This window comes from Sodalis sp. RH19 (assembly GCF_047324215.1).
Classification (GTDB): domain Bacteria; phylum Pseudomonadota; class Gammaproteobacteria; order Enterobacterales; family Enterobacteriaceae; genus Acerihabitans.
The window spans coordinates 5,560,330-5,582,094 of sequence record NZ_CP178734.1 but is presented as its reverse complement, the minus strand read 5'-3'; the positions used below and the strand labels follow the sequence as shown (position 1 = coordinate 5,582,094).

Genomic DNA, 21,765 nt, shown 5'->3' with positions numbered 1-21,765 from the left:
TCGTCATTCATCAGATTTTGTACATTTTGAATTTCTTAGCTTAGCCTCAATCCAAATTCCTATACTAAGGACTAATCCTACTGAAATTCCTTTTTTTGCTGCTGAAATAAACTGACTCAACCAATCAAAGTAAAAGGGGATGTCACTTATTATAAAAAAATAAGCAGCAACAGCCAGACTCACAAAAAAAATAGCTGTGAAAATGATTAAAGACCAATAAACAATCAAAAATATCAACAAAGTTAAACTTACTTGTTCAAATCTCATCATTTCATATCTACTTCATCTATTTGTTCTTTAACCCCATCACTCACTACTTCAGATATCACAGACCCTACTACCGCTCCACCTTTATCAGAAGTTGCTTTGCCAACAGCCTGACCTATAGAAGTCGAAGTAACTTGACCTGCTTTACCCCCAATCACTGAACCCAACCCAGCCCCGACTATTGACCCAACCGGATTTTCTCCTTTAGCAGCACTACCTATAGCAGCTCCGCCCATGTTGATTACAGCAGAGGCCCCCATTCCCTTTCCTGTTGTTGCTGCTGCGGTTACACCCGCCATCACCGCATCAACATAACTAAAGGGGTCGCTCCCACTAAATTGAACGGCAGTATTAGCACCAACACCGATCGCTGCATTGGTTAACATCCCCATTTTGATCGATTGGCCCAGCGGCCCCAATCCAAACATCAGCGCGGGATCGCCCATGCTCGCATTCGAAGTATGGTAGCCCCACGTCTTCATAAGGGTGTGCGCTTTCTGCTGCGCTTCGCTGTTGGGGGCTGACTTGAGATAATCTTGCCCCGTCAACAAGCCGGTCACCAACTCTCGAGTCACCGCATCGCCGTGTTGAGTCTGCATATCGGCCGCGTAAAGCCTGATATAGCTATTCAATTCATTACGTTCATCGGCCGTCATTGCAGCCGGATCTTTCTTGAACTGGCTGACCAACGCATCACTGCGTTTATCGGCATTCTCCAACTGCAAAAACTCCTTCGCCGTTTGCAGCGTCTTATCACCGTTGATGATTTTTTCTGCCAACTCGTCTCGTTTTGTTGCTGAAGGCGTGCTTAAGAAATTATTCTCCACCGCGTTCTTCCCCGCCTGTGCACCCGCTACCGCATTGGCCGAACTGTCGCCCGCCAGGCCGCCAGCTAAACCCGCAGCCAGTGTACTTAATACGCTGATGGTCTGCTTTTCTTCTTCGCTCAAGTCTTCGCGTTCGATATCTGGATAGAGATGCTGGGCAATATATTCGCCTATCACGCCCCCAGATGCCCCCGCTAAAGCACTGTTGCCATTCACCTGCGCCACCAGCGCGCCTAAGGCCGCATGCGCCATCAAGTTGGCTGTCGTATTCACTTCAGCCGTGCCCGCGTCAGTAGTCATATGGTGAATCCCTTGCGCCACATAGGGTGCGCCTGCGCCGACCAGCGCCTCCGCCATAGCTCCACCCGCCAAACCCTGCACTGCAGCAGTCGCCGCCTGGATCGCACGCTGGCAATAGCCACCGGTACCGAAGCCCGACTCCGTTAATGCCTCGTTATAGGCCGTCTGATATATCCGTTGTCTGATATACTCATCCGACGGCGCTTCGCCTTGGTAATCCTTCCGCCACTGCGCTTCTGCCGCAATACGATCTTCGGGGTTCATGTTCTGTAGCTTTTCGTTCGCCGCCTGGGTAGCCATAATTTGCCCCTGAGTGCGCGCCACATCCGCCGCCTGGCTGCCTATTTCGCCAATCAGCCGCGCTTCCCTTAACCGCCGTTGCTCCTTCTCTTTATCGAAGATAGGACTAAGCGTTTGATGGGCGTTTGCAACATCGCGACTTAGGTCCGCCACATCCTGCCGGCCTTCCGGATTACGAAGAGTAATAGCACCTTCAGACACCGCCGATTGCGTGATAGAGCGACTGTTATCGTTGCTGTTGTTCCCCATCGGCATGGCGTTCGCCATATTGCCGGCAAACTGCCCGCCGATATTTCCGCCGTTGCCAAAATTCGCGCTCTGGTGCGTCACCTGAAAATCGGCCTGGTTCTCGATATTGCTAAAGCCCAGGGTGCCGGTAGTCAATGAATTATTGCCCGCTTCGGCGGTCGAACCAATCACCGCGCCGGTGAGCTGAGTATGTTCCCCCACCGTGATATCAAAACCACCCTTACCGGCGAAAACCCCCGTTTGCTCCTGCACCGAGCGGTAGCTGCTGTGTATCTTATCCCGGCTCAGATTAATATTTGCCGAACCACTCATCGAACCAAAACTGAAGCTGCCGCCCGCGCTAGAATTCTGCTGTTTGCAATCATAACTTTCTTGGTCCTGCACGCTGTTCAATGCCAGATTGCGGCCGACGTTCATCGTCACCGTCTCACCGCTTAGCTGCGCTCCGGCAAGGGTGGTATCACGCAGGCTGCTGATATTCAGCAAATTACCGCTAGTCGCCGTCATTACGCTATGCGTTATCTTATTGCCTTCCTCATTGCCGCTCCCCTTATTGATACTGGCCGACACATTTATGCCCCAGCCGCCCTGGCCAACACCAATACCTATACCGACGCTGCCTCCCTTGCTCTCATTTTTACCCTCCATGCGCAGCGTATTTTTAGCCGACTGAAGATTGATATCTCGCGCCGCATCGATGAAGATATCTTTCCCGGCCTGAAACCGGCCACCCCGCACGGTGATATCGCTGCCTGTGGAGCGGATGGATAAGTCTCTGGCCGCTATCAGTTGGCTTCCCTGGCTCTGTGTCCAACTAACGGTCTTCTCCGATTTAGAGGACTGGCTACCATAGGACAGACTAACGCCGATAGCATTTTTGTCATTGGCGTTTGTCGCCGCCAGAGCACCGCTTTGCGCGGCCTGCACACTGCTCAGCGCCGCCTTGATGCCCTGCAATGCCGCCAGGCGGTTATCGTTTTCCTTGCTGGCTTCAGCGGTATTGGTAGCCGCTGAATTTACCGCGCTGCCCACCGCGCCGGATAACGCCAATGTCAATCCACTCCATTTCTGCTGGAATTTTTGGGTCTGTGTGCTCTGGTTTTCAGCCGACATGATAGCAATGCTATTACCGGTCAGGTTGATATTTTTGCCCGCTAGCAACTCGGAGCCCCGCACCAGGATAGCATCGCCTGCATCCATTGTGACGCTGCCATGTGTAGCTCCCAGTATGCTGCCTGTATGGCTGATATTTAGCGCGCTATTAGCGTTATTAGTGATGCGGTTGCCAAAACGATAGCCGATGACACCGTTGTCGGAAAGACCGGATGTCTTGCTCTGACTCTCCGCGCCGGCCTGAAAGTGGTTTTGCGCAGCCTCAACCATTATATTTTTTTTTGCCATCAATATCATATTCTGGTCGGCTACCGCGTTACTGCCTGCTATTTTGATATCGCCGCCACTCAATAAGATGATTTCCTGACCACTTAGCAGGCTACCACGGGACACGCTACTTCTCTCATCCCCTTGATACGCGGATTGGCTACCACTAATAAGCCGGTTACAATTGCTGTTGCCATCTTGTTTTGCATAAAGTTTATCTTGGCTGCCATACACGACGATGTCCCCCGCCGCTTTAATCGCTAATATGCCAGTCTCGCTTTGTACCTCATATCCTGTTAAAGCGCTATGCCCATACCCGGAAGTAACATGCGCCCCGGCCTGCAACTGGCTAGCCCGCACAGTGATATCGCCGCCGGTGGCGTGTATATTAAGATTCGCGCCCGCGGTCAAGTGACTGCCGCGGTTTTTTGATTGGCTGATGAATTGCTCAGATTTGCGGGACTGTTTACCGTATGAGAGACTTACGCCGCCAACATCAATTTCATTGACATCACTGGGCTGTAACATGCCGCGCTGCGCAGTCATCTGTTTACTCAGCGAGGCCTTTATATCCCGACGCGTGGTCGGCCCGCGATGGCTTTCTTTGACGGCTATAACACTACCGGAGACGGCCGACTTCACCATACTACCTATCATGCCGAAGGGGCTAGCACTCAGTCCGCTCCGCTTTAGCTCAAACTTATGAGTTTGAGTACTCTGATTTGCCACCGGGAGAATATCAACATCCTTACCGGCCAGATTGATTGCGTTACCCGCCAGTACATCCGAGCCTTGCACCCTAAGGGTATTGCCCGCGTAAAGGGTTACGTCGCCCTGTCTAGCGCCCACCGTGCTGCCAGTATGGCTGATAGCATCCAGGGTATCGGCGGTTTTCGTACGGAGATTATCGTTGCTAAAGCCGATACCGCCGGTACTGCAAAAACCTGATTTCTGGCTCTGGCTCGCCGCGCTGGCCTGATATCGATTTTCCGTAGCGTCCACCATAATGTCGTTGCCCGCCAGCAGTGAGATAGCCTCGCTGGCAACAGTATTACTGCCTAACACATTAATATTCTGAGCACTGTGCAGAACAACCTTTTGGCCGCTCAGCAAACTGCCCTTGGATGTGCTGCTGCGCTTTTCAATTTGGTAAACACTTCTTTTGCTGCTGACATAACCTTTACTGCTGCTGCTGCCCTGTTGCTTGAAATGCCGTTTGTCCCGGCTGGCTATGACTGAGATGTTACCTGCCGCTTGCATCTCTATCGCTCCTGTTTCACTTTGCATTTCACTACCCTGCAGCGTGATATCGCCCTGCCCGGCAACGACAAGTGTACCTTGCCGATCGTTAAAGACGCTGCCCAAAGAAATATCACTCTCCATATCAATTTGGCGCTGGCTTCGCCCGCTGCCCTCTTGCCGACGTTCGCTATCGCTTTCGCTCAACTGTTGGCGCGCTTCCTTAATGATTGCCTGTTGTGCACTCAAGGCGATACCGCCTGAAATACTGTCAACCGTGGCTCCTTGCGCGACAAAATTCTTTCCGGACAAAATCATAACGCCGTGATTACCTTTCAGTGTGCTGATGTGCAAAGCGTCTGCCCGGCGGCTGTTTCTTACCGCCGAAGTGCGGCCCCCCGCTTGCAGGTGAGTATTATTAGTGGTGGTATCGGCCAATAATGCGATATTCCCTCCAGCCCGCGCATAAAGCTTGCCACCGGCGGAGGCTTGGCTGCCTTGCAAAGTTGTATCATGAAGGGACTGTAAAATAAGGTTATTTCCCGCCGACAGGTGGCTGCCCAGCGCTTGCTGCCATTCCCCGTGGACCCGGGCCATCCGCGGCCCGCTTACCGTCATTGCTGCGCTTATGCTCTTATTCAATGGGTCAGCTATTATGCTCCGGCCTTCACCACCGCCTCGGTTGCCCAAGGAGCCGGAGATCATACTCAAATCCGTATCGGTGCGACTACGGGCCATGGTTATGCTTAGGCTATTGTCGGCACTGAGGCTGATATTTTCCTCAGCGCTGAGCCTGGCGCCCTGCAAACTGATATCGCCGCCGCTTATGCTGATATTACGGGCGTTCATACTGGCCTGACGCAGTGCGTCCCGCAGATTGGTGTTTAATGCGACACTGTCAGCATGTAAACGTATGCTGTCGGCATGGATGCCGCCGCCAGTATTGTTAAAGAGACGGCTGTCAATATTCAGCGCTCTATCTGCATAAAGGTTACCGATATTGTTGATGGTTTTCATGGACAATCGCAGATTACCACCAGCAATCAAGGCGCCATGCCCCGTTAATCCGGCTTGGTTCCGGGGGCTTATCAATGCGCATACCGCCTGTGTACAGCCGGCGACGTCGCCCGTGTTGCTCTTCAGCGAAAGGATCTGATTATGCAAAGCAGCGTGAAGTGTCGGCGTTAACGCCATAGGGGGCGTGAGATATGAATCTGTCGTGACTCCGGAAACATGTTCTTTGGTAATCAAGGCTAACTCGTTGGAATCGAAGGCGCTGTCGATAGCCGGCAGTAGTACAATAGCGGACTGCCATGCTCTGGGTGCACCATCGACCGCCGACGGATGAGTTACCCACTGCGCGCTGTCAAATCCCTCCGTATTCGGCCCAGTTACCAGCGCGTTGATTTGCGCTGGGTTGACCATGATATTCTCAAGGCGTGCGCCTTTAAGGGTGACATTGCCCCCGCCGTTAATTATCCCGTCGACGGTAGACAATGCGGTAGTCTCATCACGATTGAACGTGGGATACCAGTGTTTAGCGTCTCTGTCGTAGTGATCGACGATGTATTCCCTGCGCCGTTCATTTATTGAATAGGCCCGGTTAGTAATATTGGCGCCACCACTTGTGAGGTGGCCCCTGGCGCTAATGATACTGGCATCATTCATTAGCTGCCCGGCAACGCGCAGATCCATATTGCCACCTGACAATATGCTGGCGCCATTGCCAGCGGATACCAGTTTATCCCTGGTCACGGTTCCGTTCACCGTGCGCTCCCGCAAGTTACTGTAATCGGTCACAAACGGTATATCGGCAATCGCTATATGGCGTTCGGGACTCCATAGCTCAACCTGGCCCCGGTCATGTTCACGCCAAAACATATTGTGATAACGTGTAGGAGTAGATGTTTCCGGCAGTTTTAATATTCGTGACCCAGAGAAGCCAATCTGACGCGGCCCCCGCATTTCATAAAACGTCATGTTGTGGCTACCATCGGCATTCGGATCCAATGTCAGATAATGAGTCCACAGGTTCACCAGTTCTCCCCGATGGTTCTGCACACGCACTTCCACTCTTTGGGCAGCGGTGTCTATATTCAGCAATGTGCCATAGGGGTGAATGCCCGCAGCGTGCTCATCACGAAACGTCAGCCTTTGGGTCGTTGGCGCTACGGTATTAACGTCAGTATTCTCCTTAGAACCATACGAACGCCAATATAAATTATAACGATGCCAATTATAGTCGTTTTGCTCAGCATTCCGTGCAATATCCAACCCTTCGCGCAGGTTATCCAGGCGTTTGGCCTCTATCGTGATGTCTCCTCCGGCTTCGATATGACTGGCGCGATTTTCAATGACATTACCGCTCGTCAGATACATTGCCCCCCCACTGTGAATCAGGGCGCCGCCCATATTGCTTAGCCGCTCCCTCGTTTGCAGGTTGAGATGCTCAGTGGCGGCGATACAGCCGCCACTGCCTTTATTCTCAATAAGTTTGCTGCGGACGGTAAGCGATTTACTTGTTAAAGATGCGTTATTATTCAGAGTATCGAGATTGAGATTGAGCGTGATTGCTTCGATGCGCCCTTGATTGGACATTACGCCAGTGCTTACCTGCAACTTATTGGCCACCAGCCGGGCTAAATTATTAAAATGCGCGCTGTTGAGAGTCAGGTCGCCAGGCAATAGCCAATCCGCCACATTGTTTAATAACCCAGACACCGTTAGGTTAACAGCGCTGTTGCTGCTTAGCGTATCCCCATTCCGTTGGATAAAATCCTGTCGCATATTTAGCGTTAACGGCCGCTGGCTTAGCAACGTGCCGCCCTGGTTATCCAATAAACCGGTGTCGATCGCAAGGGTCCCACCGCTTTGGATATTGCCGCTTTGGTTAAACAGCGCCAGGTTTGACGCATCATCGCTCTGTACAGTAAGTGGGCCATGGCTTAAAATATGCCCGTGCCGATTGTCTAGCTTGTCTTGTAATATCAAGGTTAAGGCACCCGCGCTTTCTAACCGGCCCGCGGTATTGTCCAGCTCGCGCGCGTGGGTACATGTACGCGACTTGCCAAACACTATGCCGCCGTCGCGATTGGTCAATTGCCTGGTATGCACGTCCAATTTATCTTGGCTCGTTATAACGCCCTGATTGTTTTGCAACAGGTCAGTCAATATTCGCAGTGCCTGATTGGTACATAGTTTGCCTTGCGTATTTATGAACTCTCGGGACTTCAGTTTCACCGCGCCTTGGCTGGCAATATTGCCGTTGCGGTTATCCAAGGTGTCGCCAAACCGCATGGATAGATTATCAAACGCCCTAATTCTGCCATGTGAGTTAGCGAGATTACTCGTGTATATTGTGCTGTTCCCACCGCCGGAAAGGTTTCCGCCCTGGTTATCCAGTAAACCGGCGTCGATCGCAAGGGTCCCACCGCTTTGGATATTGCCGCTTTGGTTAAACAGCGCCAGGTTTGACGCATCATCGCTCTGTACAGTAAGTGGGCCATGGCTTAAAATATGCCCGTGCCGATTGTCTAGCTTGTCTTGTAATATCAAGGTTAAGGCACCCGCGCTTTCTAACCGGCCCGCGGTATTGTCCAGCTCGCGCGCGTGGGTACATGTACGCGACTTGCCAAACACTATGCCGCCGTCGCGATTGGTCAATTGCCTGGTATGCACGTCCAATTTATCTTGGCTCGTTATAACGCCCTGATTGTTTTGCAACAGGTCAGTCAATATTCGCAGTGCCTGATTGGTACATAGTTTGCCTTGCGTATTTATGAACTCTCGGGACTTCAGTTTCATCGCGCCTTGGCTGGCAATATTGCCGTTGCGGTTATCCAAGGTGTCGCCAAACCGCATAGTTAGATTATTAAACGCCCAAATTTTGCCATGTGAGTTAGCGAGATTACTCGTGTATATTGTACTGTTCCCACCGCCGGAAAGGTTTCCGCCCTGGTTATCCAATTTTCCGGTGAGTCCTATTTCAAGCGTCCGCGCTCCTTGCATGAGTCCGTGGTCACGATTGAGCAACTGGTCCGTAAATAGAGATAATGTACCCTCACACAATACTTTGCCGGCGTCATTATTCATCAGACTGCGCTCGCCGGGAAGCAATATCAAATCTTGCTGAGCCGTCAGGACGCCGCCTTGATTATAGATATTGCGTTTACTCTCCAAACCTAACCTAGCGCCAGATTTCATCTCCCCCTGGCGGTTATTTATCTCATACTGCGAACTGATTTCCAGATTTAACTGGCTTTGCACCGTCCCTTCTTGATTGTTTAACGATTGTGTGGTGACTGCCAGGGCCTTGCCGCTTTGAATGTTTCCGTTCTGGTTAAATAGGGACAGACCAGACGCATCAACACGCTCTATTGTAAGAGAGCCATGAGTCACGAGATGCCCGTGCCTATTGTCTAACTTTTCCAGTAATGTCAGGATAGAGGAACCCGCGCTTTCTATCCGACCCGCGGTATTGTCGAGCTCGCGCGCGTTCACCACGGTAAATAACTTGCTAAACACTATGCCGCCGTCACGATTGATCAAATGCTTGGTATGCACGCCCACTGTATCCTGGCTATTGATAACACCCTGATCGTTCTGTAACAGGCCAGCCGAAATTCGAAGAGGCCGATTGGCACAAAGTTTGCCTTGTGTATTTATGATATCTCTGGACTTTATATTTATAGATCCTTTACTGACAATGTCACCGCGGCGGTTATTTATCCCAGACCTTGACTTGATAGCCAGATCTGACTGGCTTTGCACCCTCCCCCCCGTATTATTTAAATAATGAGCGGTGACGGCGAGTGCCCCGCCGCTTGAGATATTGCCGCCCGAGTTAAATAGCGATTGAAGAGAAATATTGCCGCCATTGATATCAAGCGCGCCCGTGGATGAGATGTACCCCTGCCGGTTGTTTAATAGATCAACCAATAGCAGGGTTAACGAACTGTCACTTTTTACCTGTCCCGCGGTATTGTCCAGCTCACGTGCATGCACATCCATGCTCGTCGCGCCCTTCAGCATACCGCCGTTGCGGTTGTACAATCGCACGGCTTGTAGCGTCAATGCATCTTGGCTACTGATGACACTTCGAGAGTGTTGCCCTTGTTTACTCTCTATCCGCGGTGGCTGATTGGCTTCTGGCGCGCTTGGAATATTGAGGATAGTTTCGGCATGTAGACGCTGAGCCCGCCGGCTGAGAATTTCACCATCGCGATTATCCAAAACGCGGGTAAACTGCATGACCAACATGCCTGATGACTGAATGCTTCCTAAAGAATTGATTAAACCAAGCGCGCGCACATTACCGTTGCCATCGCTCACGACATTACCGTCCTGATTTTCCCATGTCCCTGCGAGGTCTATTTCAAGCTCCCGATGGCTATGCACCATGCCGCGCTCGCGGTTGGTTAAATGTCCCCCTTGCAGTGATAATGCGCCTTCACTTGATATCTTGCCTGCGTCATTATCAAACAAGCTCTTCATACCGCCTTGCCAGATCAAATCTTGTTTTGCCTCTAACACGCCGGCTTGATTAGAGACATTCCCTTTACTTTTCAACGTCAGGTTTGCGCCTGATAACATCTTGCCGTGGCGGTTATTTATCCTCTCTCCAGCGGTAATGGCCAGATTGGATAAGCTTTGCAGCGTGCCCGCTTGGTTATTCAACGTAACAGTATTCAGTTCCAAGCTGCCCGTACTGCTCAAAACCCCCATTTGGTTTGAATGCAGATGATTCACATGCCAGCGTTGCGCTGTATCGCTCAGTACTAAAAAACGTCCGCGCAGGTTATTCAGGTCGGCGGCATGCAATCCGATCTGCCGTGCTTCAATAACCCCATCAGTGTTATCCAGTCCACCCGAAAGGGTCATATAGCTTTTACCCTGGCCTTCCTGCAACCAAACGCCCTCCTGGTTTAACAGACCATCGGCGAAAATCTGCCAACGTCCAGCCCGGATGCGGGCGTGTCGGGTATCAATGTCGCCGGCGCTCTCCACTATTAACTCCCCACTTTCCACATGCGCCTGTTTCAGGACAACGCCTTCCGTTGCTGTTAATTTGGCCCAGTCGGCCTTCAAACGGCTTTGTTTTAAATTCACTCGAGGGCTTGTGATATCGACTCTATTCAGGCTCATTAAACTACCGCTGGCGTTTACCACCGACTGACTTCTAAGTGTTAAATCCGCCATGCGATGCAGTGTGCCGCTCGCATCACTGCCCGCTAACAGTCGCCCGCTGCTCTGAATGGCTTTTTCAGCGCATAATGAGACATCGCCCGCCGCCGCCAGCGTGCCGGATTGCTTAATCTTCCCCTGCCGGCTTACCAGGATAAGCTCTCCGCCACTGTAGAGTTTGCCGGAATGTTCAACACTACCCCTGGCTGTCAGGGTAATATCCCCTGTGGCTACTGTGGTAGGTTCCGTTAATCCAGACTGCAAGAACAATTTGCCCTCGCTGCTCACCGTTAGCGTCTTCTCAGCCACCAAGTGCCCGCCCTGGTTACGTACGCCTACCCCGGATTCTGTGCCGATCATCCTGATATGGCCACTATACATCCCTCCCATTCGCCCCATATCGATAGCAAACTCAGCAGGCTTATCCTTTCCACCAGGCAATGTGCCTATTATTCTGCCCTTTGCATTGATTTGGTTGCGCCCGGCGGCGATTGAAATGCTTTTTTTGGCCCAGATTCCTGCGTTTACCTGCACCGCTTGCGCCATGATATCGACATATTGGGTATCGTGGCGCGCGTTCCTGTTGAGACCACTGCCTTCAATCCGGATTAGCCCACGTTCCACATGATAGCCAGCAACAGTACCATCCGCATTAAGCTGTGGTTTACCGGTGGTGAGCGTCATACGCCCGGCATTTATGGTTCCGCAGCCGTCGCATAGTATGCCGGATGGGTTGGCGACGATGACTTGCGCCTGACCGCCTGCCACTTCGAGATAACCCCGCAATTGGCTGGGATCGCTGCTGTTCACTTGATTAATAATGACACTTGCGGGTGCGACATTGGGATCGAATCTGCTATTTCCCGGAATATCACCTGCTAATTGGGTCGATGTCATCACTGCAGAGTTATTGAGGATGGCTCCTTCTTGGCCGACATCGAACTGCTGAAAATGATTGTGTGAAACTCCCGCCTGGTTGGGAGCATTGATATTGACTTGTGGTAACCCATTATGCGTTATTACCACCTCTGGGCGCTGTTCGGGTGCAAAGTGGCCATCGGCGATAATTCCGCCGGCAGACACGTAGCAGGGAAACAATGCCAGACCGATACGCCACACGACACAACGCAGCGTTATCCATATGCGCTGCATGCCAGTACCGCGGCGTTGCCCTGGCCTAGCGCCGCAGCTGCGGGCCAGCTCCGAGACTACCCTTAACTCACCCCGTGATCGGCTGAAAATAATGCAATAGCACTGTTTATTCATAACTGACTTCCCTGTTTAAAAAATATCCATTTTAAAAACACCAACAGAGTGGTACTAACATTGACCTTTATAGTTCTACATTGATGCTAAAACCGCTGGTGAGGCCGGAGGTATGGAACTTATCCGGCTTAACCAGCGGGACGCCGGCAAAAAAATCAAAACTAAGACACTTCCACAATGCGCCCCGCAGACCTAAGGCGCCGCCAGCCAGTTGATGTTCTGCCAAATAGCGGGTGCCGAGACCATCCGCACGACCATAATCCAACGCCCAATGGAGTTTTTGACCACGCGACCATGGATTTCAAGTCAACTTATTGCGCCAGGTAATGCCTTTGTCGCCGGATATTTTTTTTCCCCTGCAAATCCACGGATGGTGTAGCGCCAGACAATCCTGTTTCGTCAATCGCTGGTAACGTCCCGATCACCAGGTATAATCTTTGATATCGGCATTAGCGTTGTACACATCGGTAAAATTCTCCAACGCTTGTTCGATATCGCGCAGGTTAAGGATATCTCCTGTAACTGACGGCATGGCATTCCATAATCTGGCGCGGTAAGACACGGCCCGACAAACTGGATTTTAGCAATGCGTCCGGGCTGAAGCGTTAGCGCCAACATCCCTTGAGTAATATCTTGATTCTGCGCCATAACGCGCGTGGTCACATGCCCATGATCTATTTTGTATTTTGTATTTTGTCGATAGCCAGCCGGCTGCCCTTTGCTTCCAAGCAAGGTCCTTTCGCTTTTTTGGCAGCGTCAAGCGCCCATTGAAAATGTCTGGCGGTATCCCCTTCTAATTTGATGGTGTTGATAGTGAAACAAGGAGATTCATTAGCTGGGTAATCAGGCAATAAAACATTTGCGCGGGTGAGCCGAATGTCTCTTTTCGGAAACAAATGCTGCTGAAAAACCCGTTCCCACTCCAAGTGCCGAGTTTGCTCCTGAGCGTCAAACGAAGCAGAAATGTCCTTTGTCGGGAATGCGTGTATACTGGCTAACGCAAGCGCTGAATGTTGAACAACCAAGAAGAAAACGCCAGATCTAAAGGCGTGGATCAGAAAGTTATATTGGATACAATTCATCCCTGTATACCTCAATCAATTCCAATAAGCATAAGACACGCCTTCCGGTGCGGGTTATTAGGTAGAAAATTTACGATTCCCTTTTAATGGCTTTTTTAAGGGTGTGTTTTCCTACGCCGCGTGATTACGGTTTAATCCCCAGTTTATCAACTCACTATTGCAGTTTACGGGAGCAGACACCCTTGCTCGTTCCCGGCAGTTAACCTGCGAATATTGTCTGCAAGCACATCAAGGCCATCGTTGCAGGACAATGCTTAGATTATAACGGTGAGAATAAATAGCGTTATAAATTACAATCATTTGTACTATCATGCTTATAAAAAATATACACATATCTTAAGTAAATACAGTGTGATTACAATAACGCCAGTTTAAACAGAATGCGTTTTAGTTTAGAAAAGGGATAATAATACATTATTATGCTGCTGCATTTAAAAATAGCGATTATGATAATGTTAGTATTGTTTAACCATGCGACTGGAGAATAGGCAGCATGTGTTCGCAAACTACGCCTTTAGGTTATTCATCAATGCTTTTCATGGGCGCGTGCAAGCGAACATTTCATCAATTCGGACGTTTCAGTCTATGCGACCAAGACGATTTATCATATTCCTCTATAGACTTCGACCGTGTCGTGCCGGAATTTAAGACCCATCCTTCACGCTGGAACAACCATATCCATTTGAACAGGTGCTTGTCATTCCCGTTATGGCGGTGAGCGACGCTGATGCGTCGTGCTGTCGGGCAAGCTAAACCAGCGTTAGCTATAGCCCTGATCGTTTCATCATTCGCGTGTGGCCCGGTTCGCCGTTTTTGACAATCTATACAAGGGTGCAAACAAAGCCTGGAGAGTAAGAGGAGAAGCGAGATGCAGATATATTTTTTGGAGCGGGTGAAGGGAATCGAACCCTCGTATGCAGCTTGGGAAGCTGCCGTTCTACCATTGAACTACACCCGCACGGCCGCGCTCGGGGAAAGCGCGAGAGGCATTATAACCTTATGCCGGTGCCTGGCAAGCGGTGCGGCGATTAACTGCGTGAGTTTTAAGCGGTTATCCCCTAATAAAAAACGGCGCCCCGGAATATTGGCGCGCAACCAACATTCAAGGCGCCGTTTAGCTGCTGCCTGCGGGGCGTTAAGCCCGCCGGCCCAGGTCATTGACCGGCTGGGGTACCGGCCCGTTATTTCTGCGGGCGCAGCGCCGGGAACAGGATCACGTCGCGGATGGTGTGGCTGTTGGTAAACAGCATCATCATGCGGTCGATACCCACGCCCAGTCCCGCCGTCGGCGGCATGCCGTGTTCGAGGGCGATAACGTAGTCCTCGTCGTAGAACATGGCTTCGTCGTCGCCGGCATCCTTGGCGCTGGCCTGTTCGGCAAAACGCGCCGCCTGGTCTTCGGCGTCGTTCAGCTCCGAGAAGCCGTTGCCGATTTCGCGGCCGCCGATAAAGAACTCAAACCGGTCGGTGAAGAACGGGTTTTCATCGTTACGGCGCGCCAGCGGCGAGACCTCGGCCGGGTATTCGGTGATAAAGGTCGGCTGGATCAGGTGGCTTTCGGCGGTTTCTTCAAAAATCTCGGTCTGGATACGGCCCAGGCCCCAGCTTTTTTCGATCTTGATGCCGAGCGACGCGGCGATGGCGCTGGCCTGTTCCAAATTGTCCAGATGGGCGGCAACGGTTTCCGGGCGGTAATGGCAGATGGCTTCGCGCATGGTCATCTGGGTAAAGGGTTTGCCGAAATCAAAGGTCTGGTCGCCATACTGTATGACGCTTGTGCCCAATACCCGCTCGGTCAGGGTGCGGAACAGCTCTTCCACCAGCACGATGAGATCGCGATAATCCGCATAGGCCATATAGAGTTCCATCATGGTGAACTCGGGATTATGGCGCGGCGAAATGCCCTCGTTGCGGAAGTTGCGGTTGATCTCGAACACCCGTTCAAACCCGCCGACCACCAGGCGCTTGAGGTACAGTTCAGGCGCGATGCGCAGGAACATATCTATATCCAGCGCATTATGGTGGGTAACAAACGGCCGGGCGGCGGCGCCGCCGGGGATGCTTTGCATCATCGGCGTTTCCACTTCCATAAAGCCTTTATCCACCATAAAGCGGCGGATTTCCGCCATGATCTGCGAGCGCACTTTAAAGGTATGGCGGGATTCGTCGTTGGCGATCAGGTCCAGGTAGCGCTGGCGATAGCGGCTTTCCTGATCCACCAGGCCGTGGAATTTATCCGGCAGCGGGCGCAGGGCCTTGGTCAGCAGGCGCAGTTCGGTGCAGTGGATCGACAGTTCGCCGGTCTTGGTCTTGAAGACTTTGCCGCGCGCGCCGAGAATATCGCCCAGGTCCCATTTTTTGAACTGGTCGTTATACAGGCCCTCGGGGAGTTCGTCGCGGGCGACGTACAGCTGGATGGTGCCGCCGACGTCCTGCAGGGTCACAAAAGACGCCTTGCCCATGATACGGCGGGTCATCATGCGCCCGGCGATGCTGACCTCGAGCCCCAGTTCCTGTAGTTGTTCGTTGCTGTGTTCGTCATAGGCGGCATGCAGCGTATCGGACGTGGCGTCGCGGCGAAAATCGTTGGGAAAAGCATTGCCCTGCGCCCGCAGCAGCGCCAGTTTTTCACGGCGCGCCGCGAGTTCGTTATTGACATCCGTCGCCTGCGGGGCACCGCCCTGTGATTGTGATTCAGACATCTTGGTTCCTCATAGCCCGGCTTTAAGGCTTGCTTCGATAAATTTATCCAGATCGCCATCCAGTACCGCCTGCGTATTGCGTGTTTCCACGCCGGTGCGCAAATCCTTGATACGGGAATCGTCCAGGACGTAAGAGCGGATCTGGCTACCCCAGCCGATATCGGACTTGGTGTCTTCCAGCGCCTGCTTTTCGGCATTTTTCTTCTGCAGTTCAAACTCGTACAGCTTGGCCTTTAACTGCTTCATCGCCTGTTCTTTATTTTTATGCTGCGAGCGGTCGTTCTGGCACTGGGTGACGATATTGGTCGGCAAATGGGTAATACGCACCGCGGACTCGGTGCGGTTTACATGCTGGCCGCCGGCGCCGGAGGCGCGGTAGACGTCGATGCGCAGATCCGCCGGATTGATTTCGATATCGATATCGTCATCCACTTCCGGGTAGGCAAAGGCGGAGCTGAACGAGGTATGGCGGCGGCCGCCGGAGTCGAACGGGCTTTTGCGCACCAGGCGGTGCACGCCGGTTTCGGTGCGCAGCCAGCCGAAGGCGTATTCGCCGATGACCTTGATGGTGACCGATTTAATGCCGGCCACTTCGCCATCGGATTGTTCGATAATTTCGGTTTTAAAGCCGCGGGCCTCGGCCCAGCGCAGGTACATGCGCAGCAGCATGCTGGCCCAGTCCTGGGCTTCGGTGCCGCCGGATCCGGCCTGGATATCCAGGTAGCAGTTGGCGCTGTCGTATTCGCCCGAGAACATGCGGCGGAACTCCAGCTGGGCCAGTTTGGCCTCCAGCTGATCGAGCTCGGCGATAGTGTCGTTAAGGGTTTCCTCGTCGTCTTCCTCCACCGCCAGTTCCAGCAGGCCGGACACGTCGTCCAGTCCGCGGGTCATCTGATCGATGGTGTCGACGATGGCTTCAAGGGAGGCGCGTTCCTTGCCTAAGGCCTGGGCGCGCTCGGGGTCGTTCCAGACATCGGGCTGTTCCAGGTCGGCGTTGACTTCTTCCAGGCGTTCGCGCTTGAGATCGTAGTCAAAGATACCCCCTGAGAACTTCCGTCCGTTCAGACAGGTCCTGGATGCGGTTTTTTACCGGATTAATTTCAAACATGAGTTCAGTTAGCTCGTAAAGAAAAGATAGGCATATAAGCCCGGTATTCTAACGGATCCGCACCCCGGTGTGTAGCATATTGCGCTTACAGCGGCCAGAGATGCTGGATTAATAATTGCACCGTGCGGTTGCCGCGATATTCGTTCACGTCCAGCTTGTAGGCGAGCTCCACCAGCCGCACGCTGTTGTCGGGCCAGAGGGTGTTATCGACATTAAAGGCAATGCCGTCCAGCAGCGGACCGCCGGCCACCGGTTCGACCATCAGCTTCAGGTGCTTGTCTCCCACCAGCTTTTGCTGCAGCACGCGGAATTTGCCGTCGAACAGCGGTTCCGGAAAAGCCTGGCCCCAGGGGCCGCCGTCGCGCAGGATTTCGGCGGTGGCCAGGGACAGTTCGCCGCCGCCCAGTTCGCCGTCGGACCAGATAATGCCGTCAAGCAGCGCCGGATCCAGCCATTCGTTGACCAGTTCGGCAAAACGCAGGCGAAAAGGCTCAAACTGCGAGGCGTCCAGGGACAGGCCGGCCGCCATGGCATGGCCGCCGAATTTCATGATCATGCCGGGATGCAGCGTATCGAGCCTTTCGAGCAGGTCGCGCATATGCAGGCCCGCCACCGAGCGGCCCGAGCCTTTCAGGATGCCGTCGCCCGCCGGGGCGAAGGCGATGACCGGGCGGTGGAAACGCTCCTTGATACGCGAGGCCAGGATGCCCACCACGCCCTGGTGCCATTCGGCGTGGTAGATAGCCAGGCCATAGGGCATTTCGTTTTGGTTTAGCTCCATCTGGCCGCACAGCGCCAGCGCCTCCACTTCCATGCCCTGCTCGATTTCGCGCCGGGTCTGGTTAAGGGCGTCCAGTTCACCGGCAAGCCCGCGCGCCTGCGCCAGGTCGTCGGTCAGCAGCAGCGCCACGCCCACCGACATATCGTCCAGCCGGCCGGCGGCGTTAAGCCGCGGCCCGAGGGCAAAACCCAGATCGCCGGCGCTGAGCCTGGCGGTATCACGGTTGGCAACCTCCGCCAGCGCCCGGATACCGGGACGGCAGCGGCCGGCGCGGATGCGGCTGATGCCCTGGTGCACGAGAATGCGATTATTGGCGTCCAGCGGCACTACGTCGGCAACGGTGCCCAGCGCCACCAGATCCAGCAGTTCGGCAAGCTTGGGCACCGGGATATTTTTTTGCGCAAACCAGCCGCTGTCGTTAAGCCGGGCGCGCAGCGCCAGCATCAGGTAAAACGCCACGCCGACCCCGGCCAGGGATTTAGAGGGGAAAGCGCAGCCGGCCAGGTTGGGATTAACGATGGCGTCGGCGTCCGGCAGGGTGTCGCCGGGCAAGTGGTGGTCGGTCACCAGCACCGGGATGCCGTGTTGATGGGCCAGATCGACCCCCGCATGCGACGAGATGCCGTTATCCACCGTAATGATAACCTCGGCGCGGCGCGCCAGCGCCTGCACCACCACCTCGGGGCTAAGGCCGTAGCCGTCCTCGAACCGGTTCGGCACCAGGAAATCCACATGGCCGGCGCCCATCTGCCGCAGCGCCATCACCATCAGCGCGGTGCTGGTGGCGCCGTCGGCGTCAAAATCGCCCACCACCATCAGGCGGCGTTCGTCAGCCAGGGCGCGTACCAGCAGATCCACCGCGCTTTCGATACCGTCCAGTTGCCCATATGCCAGCAGCCCCTTGACGCCGCGCTCCAGCTCGCCGGCGCCTTTGACGCCGCGCTGCGCATAAAGACGGCGCAGCAAAGGATGGATATCCATCTCGCGCAGTCCTTCGGCGCTTGCCTGCGGGCGGCGGCGCAGTTCGGTTTTGATTTTCACCGCCGTCAGCCGCCCGCCTGCTGCTGATCGAGCATCGCCGCCATTTCCTTCGGGCTTTGATAGCCCGGCACCATGGCGCCGTTGTCCAGCAGCACCGCCGGCGTGCCCTGAATGCCGTATTGCACGCCCAGCTGGTAATGTTTGCTGATATCGGTATTGCAGGCGGCGGCGGGCACCGGGTCGCCGTTCATGGCTTTATCAAAGGCGGCATTGGGGTTGGCGCTGCACCACACCGAGACCATGTCTTTTTCCGCCTGGGAATTGAGCCCCTGGCGCGGGAACGCCAGGTAGCGCACGGTAATGCCCAGCCCGTTGTAGTCTTTCATCTGCTCGTGCATCTTGTGGCAATAGCCGCAGGTGATATCGGTAAAGACGGTAATGACATGTTTTTGCTGCGGCGCTTTATAGACGATCATCTGGTTTTGCAGCGCGTCCAGCCGTTTGCCCAGCAGCTGGTTGGTCACATTGACCGGCTGGCTGCCGCCGACGTCGTACATCGGACCCTGGATGACGTGTTTACCGTCGTCGGAGACATACAGCACGCCGCTTTCGGTCAGCACGGTTTTCAGCCCCGCCACCGGCGCGGGCTGGATTTCCGCTTGATGCACCCCCAGGCGCGCCAGTGAGTGCGTAATGGCGGCGTCATCGGCGCAGGCCAGGCGGGAAAGCGACAGCGCCGCAAAAGAAAGCAATACCAGGCTCGGTTTCATTGTCAGTCCTTATCTCTTGATCCTAAATGGGTCTTGTTGGTTTATGCCACGCAGGTGGTGATCAATACGTTGATCCCCGTCAGGCCCGGGGATGATGCTGCTGATGAATCAGTTTAAGACGTTCGGTTGCGACATGCGTGTAAATCTGGGTGGTGGACAGGTCGCTGTGGCCCAGCAGCAGTTGCACCACGCGCAGGTCCGCGCCGTGGTTAAGCAGATGCGTGGCGAACGCATGGCGCAAAACATGGGGGGAGAGCCGCTCGCTGTCGATACCCGCCAGGATCGCATAATGCTTGATGCGATGCCAGAAGGTCTGCCGGGTCATTTGCCGGCTGCGGTTGCTGGGGAACAAGACGTCGGCGCTCTGGCCGTTCATCAGCCAGGGACGGCCGTGCTCCAGGTAATATTCCACCCAGTATACCGCCTCCTCGCCCAGGGGCACCAGCCGCTCCTTGTCCCCTTTGCCGGTAACCCGCACCACGCCCTGGCGCAGACTGACATCGCTCATGGTCAGGCCCACCAGCTCCGAAACGCGCAGGCCGGTGGCGTAAAGCACCTCCAGCATCGCCTTGTCGCGCACTTCGATGGGCTGGTCCAGCACCGGCGCGTTGAGCAGCGCGCCGACCTGGTCCTCGCTGAGCCCCTTGGGCAGGCGCTGCGGCAGCTTCGGCGCCGCCAGCGCGGCGCTGGGGTCGTCGTCGCGCGCTTTTTCACGGTACAGGTACTGGAAAAAGCGCCGCATGGCGCTCAGCAGGCGGGCGGAGCTGGTGGCCTTATAGCCGTGCTCCAGGCGGTCGGCCAGGAACGCTTGCAAATCCGCCGTGCCGGCGGTTTGCAGGTCCGTCTGGCGGGCGGCCAGCCAATCGGCCAGGGCCTGCAAATCGAGACGGTAGGCCGACAGGGTGTTTTCGGCCAGGTTGCGCTCCAGCCACAGGGCATCGAGAAACTGCTCGATCCAGGGGTTGTTCGATCCTGGGTTATTCTGCTGCTGCATCTGGGCCCCCGGTGTTTTTCATGCCTGCATTATGCCTGATTACGCGGTGAATCTGGTACACTTGATGACATAGATTGAAGGTCAAGAGTATGAGTAAAGATGAAAGTCGGTTTATTTTATGGCTCCAGTACCTGCTATACCGAAATGGCGGCGGAGAAAATCCGCGATATCCTGGGTCCGGATCTGGTCGACCTGCATAATATCAAAGAGGTGCCGCCAAGCCGCATGGCAGAGTATAACGTGCTGATCCTCGGCATCCCCACCTGGGATTTCGGCGAAATCCAGGAAGACTGGGACGCATCCTGGTCGCAGCTGTCCGATCTGGACCTGTCGGGCAAGATTATCGCCCTGTACGGCATGGGCGATCAGCTCGGCTACGGCGAGTGGTTCCTGGACGCGCTGGGTTATCTGCATGATGTGCTGGCGCCGCGGGGCGCCACCTTTATCGGTTTCTGGCCCACCGCCGGTTATGAATTCACCAGTCCAAAGGCATTGGCCGCCGACGGCGAGCATTTTGTCGGCCTGGCGCTGGATGAGGTGAATCAGTACGATTTAAGCGAGGAACGCCTGCAGCTGTGGTGCGAGCAGATCCTGAACGAAATGGCGGCGCTGCTTTAGCCTTCAGCATTGCGCCAAGGCCGGTCCGGCGTTAATCCAGCGTTTCCTGTGAGCCATGGTGCAGCAGCGCCTGGCGCAGGCTGCGCCACTCGCGCTGGCCCATGCAGTCCGCGGCCAGCCACAGGCGGCGCTTTTTTTTGCCCCCCACCTGGCGCAGGCGCAGCAGCACCCCGCCTTTAAGCAGCCAGGGTTTCCCCACGACCGACCATTCCTGCTGATGCCAGCGGATATGCCGGTCGCTTTGCAGCACCAGCTCTCCCCGGCAGGCCATGATATTCCTCTGGCTGCGGATGCATTCAAACACCACAAGCGTTATCAGCGTAACCCAGACCAGGCCGTAATTTTCCGGCCACGGCGACAGCAGGATCACTAGGGTCAGGATCCCATGAACCGCCAGCGAAAAAATCTGCGTGCGCCAGGAGACCCGTATGTCACATCGCCAGAGGGCCACGGGCTTTATTTCGCTGTTGTATCATGGTTATCATTTTTTTTAATCCGCTGTCCTGGGGTTCGCCATGATTCATCAGCCAATTGAAAAGATCGGGATCGTCGCATTCCAGCAGGCGGACGAACAAGGCTTTGTCATCGTCGCTAAGGGTGTCATAGTCGTATTCAAAAAACGGCATTATGGAGATATCCAGCTCGCGCATGCCGCGGCGGCAGGCCCAGTGGATGCGCGCTTTATTAACGATATCCATTTGTATCTTTTACCTCATTT

12 protein-coding genes and 1 tRNA gene are annotated in these 21,765 nt (G+C 54.3%); 1 reads left to right on the top strand and 12 read right to left on the bottom strand.

What is annotated here, in order from left to right; genetic code table 11:
- Window positions 1-3: 3 nt before the first annotated feature.
- The 10 genes from ACL2XF_RS25170 to xerD form a co-directional block, all read right to left on the bottom strand.
- Window positions 4-270: a hypothetical protein gene (locus ACL2XF_RS25170; RefSeq protein WP_413721401.1), complete on the bottom strand. Its 267-nt coding sequence runs from the start codon at window positions 268-270 to the stop codon at window positions 4-6.
- Window positions 267-12,011, bottom strand: coding sequence for a hemagglutinin repeat-containing protein (locus ACL2XF_RS25165; protein WP_413727717.1), 11,745 nt, complete (start codon window positions 12,009-12,011; stop codon window positions 267-269). Before ACL2XF_RS25165 ends, ACL2XF_RS25170 begins: the two co-directional genes overlap by 4 nt.
- A 421-nt stretch (window positions 12,012-12,432) precedes the next feature.
- Window positions 12,433-12,543 carry a POTRA domain-containing protein gene (locus tag ACL2XF_RS25160; protein WP_413721403.1) on the bottom strand — a complete coding sequence of 37 codons (111 nt, stop codon included), beginning with the start codon at window positions 12,541-12,543 and terminating at the stop codon, window positions 12,433-12,435.
- A 142-nt stretch (window positions 12,544-12,685) separates the two neighbouring features.
- Window positions 12,686-13,093 (bottom strand): hypothetical protein, encoded by a 408-nt coding sequence (locus ACL2XF_RS25155; RefSeq protein WP_413721404.1) that lies wholly within the window; start codon window positions 13,091-13,093, stop codon window positions 12,686-12,688.
- Window positions 13,094-13,977: 884 nt separating this feature from the next.
- Window positions 13,978-14,051 (bottom strand) — tRNA-Gly (locus ACL2XF_RS25150).
- Between the two features lie 223 nt (window positions 14,052-14,274).
- Window positions 14,275-15,795: a lysine--tRNA ligase gene (gene lysS / locus ACL2XF_RS25145; protein WP_413721405.1), complete on the bottom strand. Its 1,521-nt coding sequence runs from the start codon at window positions 15,793-15,795 to the stop codon at window positions 14,275-14,277.
- Between the two features lie 9 nt (window positions 15,796-15,804).
- A protein-coding gene (prfB, locus tag ACL2XF_RS25140) for a peptide chain release factor 2 (protein WP_410013617.1) occupies window positions 15,805-16,903 on the bottom strand; the annotation gives its coding sequence in 2 pieces (ribosomal slippage) (window positions 15,805-16,827 and window positions 16,829-16,903; 1,098 coding nt in all).
- An 85-nt stretch (window positions 16,904-16,988) separates the two neighbouring features.
- The gene (gene recJ / locus ACL2XF_RS25135; protein ID WP_413721406.1) at window positions 16,989-18,725 is read right to left on the bottom strand and encodes a single-stranded-DNA-specific exonuclease RecJ; all 1,737 of its coding nucleotides are present in this window, start codon (window positions 18,723-18,725) and stop codon (window positions 16,989-16,991) included.
- A gap of 5 nt (window positions 18,726-18,730) precedes the next feature.
- Entirely contained in the window at window positions 18,731-19,435 is a 705-nt protein-coding gene (dsbC, locus tag ACL2XF_RS25130; protein WP_410013615.1) for a bifunctional protein-disulfide isomerase/oxidoreductase DsbC, read from the bottom strand.
- A 79-nt stretch (window positions 19,436-19,514) separates the two neighbouring features.
- Entirely contained in the window at window positions 19,515-20,429 is a 915-nt protein-coding gene (gene xerD / locus ACL2XF_RS25125) for a site-specific tyrosine recombinase XerD (protein ID WP_413727716.1), read from the bottom strand.
- 99 nt (window positions 20,430-20,528) lie between these two features.
- Here xerD and fldB point away from each other — a divergent pair, with 99 nt between their 5' ends.
- Window positions 20,529-21,047, top strand: a complete 519-nt coding sequence (gene fldB, locus ACL2XF_RS25120) for a flavodoxin FldB (RefSeq protein WP_413721407.1) — start codon at window positions 20,529-20,531, stop codon at window positions 21,045-21,047.
- Between the two features lie 31 nt (window positions 21,048-21,078).
- Here fldB and ACL2XF_RS25115 read toward each other — a convergent pair whose 3' ends face one another.
- Together ACL2XF_RS25115 and sdhE are read right to left on the bottom strand one after the other, a co-directional pair.
- The gene (locus ACL2XF_RS25115; protein WP_410013612.1) at window positions 21,079-21,498 is read right to left on the bottom strand and encodes a protein YgfX; all 420 of its coding nucleotides are present in this window, start codon (window positions 21,496-21,498) and stop codon (window positions 21,079-21,081) included.
- Window positions 21,479-21,745 carry an FAD assembly factor SdhE gene (sdhE, locus tag ACL2XF_RS25110; protein WP_410013611.1) on the bottom strand — a complete coding sequence of 89 codons (267 nt, stop codon included), beginning with the start codon at window positions 21,743-21,745 and terminating at the stop codon, window positions 21,479-21,481. Before sdhE ends, ACL2XF_RS25115 begins: the two co-directional genes overlap by 20 nt.
- Between the last annotated feature and the right edge of the window lie 20 nt (window positions 21,746-21,765).